This window comes from Streptomyces sp. NPDC047072 (genome assembly GCF_040643855.1).
GTDB lineage: Bacteria > Actinomycetota > Actinomycetes > Streptomycetales > Streptomycetaceae > Streptomyces.
On the sequence record NZ_JBEYVC010000315.1, the window covers coordinates 1 to 5,793 of the forward strand.

Consider the following 5,793-nt stretch of genomic DNA (forward strand, 5'->3'; position numbering starts at 1 on the left):
GTCGTACGAGAACGTCGTGTGCCTCGGCCACATCCTCGCCGAGGACGGATACCCCCCGCCCCCGGCCCCGACCCACCCACCGAACCGTGGGCGAATCTTTTAGGGGCGCGGGGAACTGCGCAAAACGCCCGCCCCCACCAAGCCGCACACGCCTACCGCGAGGTCCCCGCCCCCAAAGCCCCCCGCTGCGGCCGAATCCCCGCCGGAACAGCCCGCGCCCGCGCCGGCGTCCCCGTCCAACACGTCCCCCGCCGAGCCAACAACCGCCCCAACCACAACTCCAACGACACCAGATCCGCCAACCCGTCCAACGGCAACGGCGCCCCCTCCGCCGCCCCCCGCAACGCCTTCCGCACCACCCGCGCCTCCACCAACCCCGCCTGCGCGAGCAACGGCGTCCCGAACAACGCCATCAACGAGTCGGCCGCAACCCGCAACCCCGTCCGCACAGCCGCCGCCGACGACGCATGCGACGGCGCCCCCCACCCCGGCGGCAGGTCGGAGACCCCCGCCCCCTCAAGCACCGTCCGCAGAATCTCCGCCCGCGCCCCCGGCCGCACCCGCAACGCCTCCGGCAGCACCCGACACGCCCGCACCACCTGGTTGTCGAGGAACGGCGCATGCAGCCGCTGCGACCGAATCTCCACCGCCTGCTCCAGCACCCGCAGATCCGACGCGTGCCGAGCCAGCGCCGCACGCGCGCGGAAGTCACCGGGATGCTGCCCCGGCCCCACCCCCGACCGCTGTGTGGCCCCTTGAAGGCGTATCGATACTTCAGCCAGCGCCTCCCCCGTCAGCCACCGCGCGGCAGGCCCGGGTCTGGCCCAGGTCAGCGCGGCGAGGGAAGCCCCCACCGCACCCCCCGGCTCATCGAACCGCCGCTGCATGAGCCGGTCGGCGAGCACCTCCAGGCCCGCGCGATACGGCGTACGGGCCAGCCGCCGGGCGGCGCCGTACACGCGCGCGGGGACGAGCACGGAGCCGTCGGCCTTCGCCAACGCGGCGACGGGCCGCACCAGATGGCGGCGTTTGCGGTCCATGAGGAGGTCCGCGAGGCGCGCGGGGTGGGCGTCGAGGACCTGCCGGGCCCCGTACCCCGTGAAGTGGTCGGCGCTGCCCGCGGCGAGCCGCGCGCGGTGCCGGGCCGCCGTCACGAGGCACGGCCCCGGTTCGTCGGTCAGCGGCCCGTCGAGATCGGCGTACGGCAGGGTCTCCTCCCCGCCCGCGACGACGACGTGGTGGAGCCGGGGATTGGCCGCGAGCGTCCCCGCCCGCTCCACCTCGGCCTCCCGCCCCCGTACGGCGAGGTCGTTGAAGGTGACCGCGAGCAGCCGCTCCCCCGCGCCGGTGCCGTGCCCGAGGACGGTCCCCGGCATCCCGGGCAGCCCCGCGGCCAGCAGCGCGAGCGTCCCCGACGCGGGCCCGCCGGACAGGTCGGCCCCGATGCCCGGCACCGGCATCCCGCGCGCCGCACGGCGCTCGGCGGGCCCCATGCCGGGTACCGGCCCGGGGTCGATGTCGGGCACATGGCGCGGTGCGGACAGACGCGCGCGTACGGCGTCGACGAGCGCGTCCCGGACCGCGTCGACCGCGCTGTCCGGGTCGGCGGAGGGCGCGGCGACGGCGAGGGAGGCGACCGGCTCGTACCCGGCGATCTCGCGCGCGCCGTTGCGCAGGATCAGCGCGTGCCCCGGCGGAACGCGCCGTACGCCCTCGTACGGGGTGGAGTCGTGGAGCGCGGCCGGCACGTCGGGGGCGGCCAGCAGCGCGGCGAGGTGTCCGAAGTCGAGGTTGGCCTCGATGAGGTCGGCGAGCGGGAGGGCGGCGGTCGCATAGGCCGTGCCGCCGGCCCACGGGGTGTGGAACACCGGCCGTACGCCCGCCAGATCGCCGCACACGGTGATGCGGCGGCCCACCTGGACGACGGCCGTGTAGCCGCCCGGCCAGGCCGTCAGATGGCGAAGTGCGCCTCCGCGCGCGGCGAGCAGTCCGACCCGCAGCTGCTCGTCGGAGGCTCCGCAGGTGCCGAGCACGGCGATCCGGGTCTGCGCGTCGACCTTGACCACGCGCACCTCGTCGGGCCGCCAGTCACCGACCGCCCAGAGCGGATCGGGGTCGCCCCACAGCAGGTGCGAGCCGACCGGGTGCACGGTCTCGCCGTCGGTCCCGGTGGCGCCGGCCGCGCCGATCTCGGAGACACCCGCGGCGGTGCTGCTCCACCCCACCAACCACCGCATCGACGCCTCCACAGGCTGTGGACAACCAGTGCACCGTACGAACAGGGCACCATGCTGCCATGAAGGAGGCGTGCCGGAGGGACGGCGGAGCTGCTTGAGATGCAGGCAACGCGCCCCTGCGAACACCAGCGCGCCGCTGCGAACACCCGCTCGGGACAAGGAGCGTGCGACGCGAATGCGCCCCCGGTTCGCTCCCCAAAAACCCCTAACGCGCCCTCAACTCCCCTGGCGGGAGGGCTGATCGCCCGCGAGAACCTGGGGCGATTTTCGGCCAAATCCGTGTCGACGGGACGACTGTGCACACGCTCCGTACACACCGCGCGCGCCGCTCGGCAGGCGCGCAGCCCGGGAGACGCCACTTCGCCCCCCGGGCCGGTCCGCCGCCCGCGGGGATGTAGGCGGCGGTGTCCCCCAGCCCACTGGATCCAGTACAGCGGGCCGACCCACGCATCATCCATCGAAGCGCTCCCCCCATGGCCGGAGAAGAGCGCACACACGGGCGCACGGCCACACAACGGGAGCACGACGCAACTGCGCGTATCGGACCCGTACTTCAGTACGGACCACAATCCCGCCATCCGGAACAATGCCTCTTAACGCTTGGGATGCGGCGAACTACGCTGGGTTTACGAATGCCGCGTGGTTATGCCAGCGCGGCAGCCGTCTGTGTCGAGGGGTGGCGCATGTCCAGGGAGCAACGCGGGCCGAACGAAAAACTCGGCGCCGTTCTCGCCCTCGCGGGAATCAGCAACGCAGGCCTCGCCCGACGCGTCAACGACCTTGGCGCACAGCGGGGACTGACACTTCGCTACGACAAGACGTCGGTGGCGCGCTGGGTGTCGAAGGGCATGGTGCCCCAGGGCGCCGCGCCACACCTCATCGCGGCCGCCATCGGCCAGAAGCTCGGCCGTCCGGTGCCGCTCCACGAGATCGGCCTGGCGGACGCGGATCCCGCCCCGGAAGTCGGACTCGCCTTCCCCAGGGACGTCGGACAGGCGGTCAGGTCGGCGACGGAGCTCTACCGTCTCGACCTCGCGGGCCGCCGCGCCGGCACGGGCGGCATCTGGCAGTCGCTCGCCGGTTCGTTCGCAGTGAGCGCATACGCAACGCCTGCCTCACGGTGGCTGATAACCCCGGCCGACAGCTCGGTCGCGCGCGATGTGCACCCCTCCGAGGGCTCGGGCGCACCGCTCAAAGTCGGCCACAGCGATGTGCAGAAGCTGCGGGAGGCCGCCGAGGACGCCAGGCGCTGGGACTCCAAGTACGGAGGCGGCGACTGGCGTTCGTCCATGGTGCCGGAGTGTTTACGGGTGGAGGCGGCACCGCTGCTGCTCGGCTCGTACTCCGACGGGGTGGGCCGCGCGCTGTTCGGCGCGTCCGCCGAACTGACCCGTCTCGCGGGCTGGATGGCCTTCGACACGGGCCAGCAGGAGGCGGCGCAGCGGTACTACATCCAGGCGCTGCGGCTCGCCCGCGCGGCGGCCGACGTACCGCTGGGCGGCTATGTGCTGGCGTCGATGTCGTTGCAGGCGACCTACAGAGGCTTCGGCGACGAGGGCGTCGACCTCGCGCAGGCCGCGCTGGAGCGCAACCGAGGGCTCGCGACCGCGCGCACGATGAGCTTCTTCCGGCTGGTCGAGGCGCGGGCACACGCGCGTGCGGGTGACGCGGCCGCGGCCGGAGCGGCGCTGAAGGCGGCCGAGGGGTGGCTGGAGCGGTCCCGGGAGGGCGACAACGACCCGTCCTGGCTCGGCTTCTACTCCTACGACCGGTTCGCCGCGGACGCGGCCGAGTGCTACCGCGACCTGAAGGCGCCCCGCCAGGTACGGCGGTTCACCGAGCAGGCGCTGTCGAAGCCGACGGAGGAGTTCGTACGGTCGCACGGCCTGCGGCTGGTCGTCTCGGCGGTCGCGGAGCTCGAGTCGGGCAATCTCGACGCGGCATGCGAGCAGGGCGTGCGGGCGGTGGAGGTCGCGGGGCGGATCTCGTCCGCGCGCACCACCGAGTACGTGAAGGACCTTCTCCACCGGCTGGAGCCGTACGGCGACGAGCCGCGGGTGGTGGAGCTGCGGGAGCGGGCCCGCCCGCTTCTGATGGCACCGGCGTAGGGACCCGAACAGCATCACCGCACCGGCGTTTGAAGTGACTGTCAGTGGTGCAGTGCACTATCGGAGGCGGAGGTGGTGCTGAGGTGGTCGCTTACGACTGTGACGTGCTCGTGGTCGGCGGGGGGATCGTCGGGCTGTCCACGGCGTACGCGATCAGCCGGGCCGCGCCGGGGACGCGGGTCACCGTGCTGGAGAAGGAGAGCGGGCCCGCCCGGCACCAGACCGGGCGCAACAGCGGGGTGATCCACAGCGGGATCTACTACAAACCCGGCTCGCTCAAGGCGCGGTACGCCGTGCGCGGGGCCGCCGAGATGGTCAAGTTCTGCGCGGAGTACGGCATCGCCCATGCCGTGACCGGGAAGCTGATCGTCGCCACCGAGCGGGACGAGCTGCCGCGGCTGCACGGCCTGGTCCAGCGCGGCCGGGAGAACGGCATTCCGGTGCGCGAGCTGGGCGCCTCGCAGATCGCGGAGTACGAACCCGAGGTGGAGGGGCTCGCCGCGATCCATGTCGGGACGACCGGCGTGTGCGACTTCGTCGGGGTCGCCCGGCAGCTGGCCGAGGCGTCCGGGGCGGAGATCCGGTACGGCGCCCAGGTGGAACGGATCGATCGGCGGGCGTCGCTCGGGGTCGCCGTGCGGACGGTGGGCGGGGACATCGTGCGGGGGCGGGTGCTCGTGAACTGCGCGGGGCTGCACTGCGACGAGGTGGCTCGGCTGACCGGGGACGACCCTCAGATGCGGATCGTTCCGTTCCGCGGGGAGTACTACTCGCTGGCGCGGCCTGAGCTGGTGCGGGGGCTGGTGTATCCGGTGCCGGATCCGGCGTTTCCGTTCCTCGGGGTGCATCTCACGCGCGGGATCGACGGGGGTGTCCATATCGGGCCCAATGCGGTGCCGGCGCTGGCCCGGGAGGGGTACGGGTGGGGGGTCGTACGGCCGCGTGAGCTGGTTGGCACGTTGGGGTGGCCGGGGGCCTGGCAGATAGCTCGGCGGCACTGGCGGTACGGGGCCGGGGAGCTGCGGCGGTCGGTGTCCAAGCGGGCGTTCACGGTGGCTGTGCGGCGGCTGCTGCCGGTGGTGACGGCCGACGATCTGCTGCCTTCGCCGGCGGGGGTTCGGGCGCAGGCGGTTCTGCGGGACGGGACGCTGGTGGATGACTTTCTGATTCGGGAGGGGGTGCGGGTGGTGCATGTCTTGAACGCGCCGTCTCCTGCGGCGACTGCGGCTTTGCCGATTGGGCGGGAGGTGGCTCGTCGGGCGCTCCGGGTGTTGCGGGGGGAGTAGTCGGCGTCTGCGGGTCGGTGGGGGCGGGCGTTTTGCGCAGTTCCCCGCGCCCCTAAGAGCGCGCCTACGGTTCGGTGGTGGGTCGGGGCCGGGGGCGGGGGGTATCCGTCCTCGGTCCGGCGGTTCTCTCTTTTGCGGATGTGCTGGATGACGGACGCCGGC

Annotated in this window: 3 protein-coding genes; 2 read left to right on the forward strand and 1 reads right to left on the reverse strand. The window is 73.1% G+C overall.

Annotated elements, in window-relative coordinates; genetic code table 11:
- Positions 1 to 152: 152 nt before the first annotated feature.
- The gene (locus ABZ896_RS51855) at positions 153 to 2,237 is read right to left on the reverse strand and encodes an asparagine synthase-related protein (RefSeq protein WP_360946240.1); all 2,085 of its coding nucleotides are present in this window, start codon (positions 2,235 to 2,237) and stop codon (positions 153 to 155) included.
- Positions 2,238 to 2,920: 683 nt separating this feature from the next.
- Between ABZ896_RS51855 and ABZ896_RS51860 the strand changes: the two genes are divergently transcribed.
- Positions 2,921 to 4,345: an MFS transporter gene (locus ABZ896_RS51860; RefSeq protein WP_360946243.1), complete on the forward strand. Its 1,425-nt coding sequence runs from the start codon at positions 2,921 to 2,923 to the stop codon at positions 4,343 to 4,345.
- 83 nt (positions 4,346 to 4,428) lie between these two features.
- Entirely contained in the window at positions 4,429 to 5,631 is a 1,203-nt protein-coding gene (gene lhgO / locus ABZ896_RS51865; RefSeq protein WP_360946246.1) for an L-2-hydroxyglutarate oxidase, read from the forward strand.
- Positions 5,632 to 5,793 lie beyond the last annotated feature (162 nt).

Coding starts and splice junctions, on each gene's coding strand:
- ABZ896_RS51860 (WP_360946243.1), top strand. CDS start 2,921: ATGTCCAGGGAGCAACGCGGGCCGAACGAAAAACTCGGCGCCGTTCTC.
- ABZ896_RS51855 (WP_360946240.1), bottom strand. CDS start 2,237: ATGCGGTGGTTGGTGGGGTGGAGCAGCACCGCCGCGGGTGTCTCCGAG.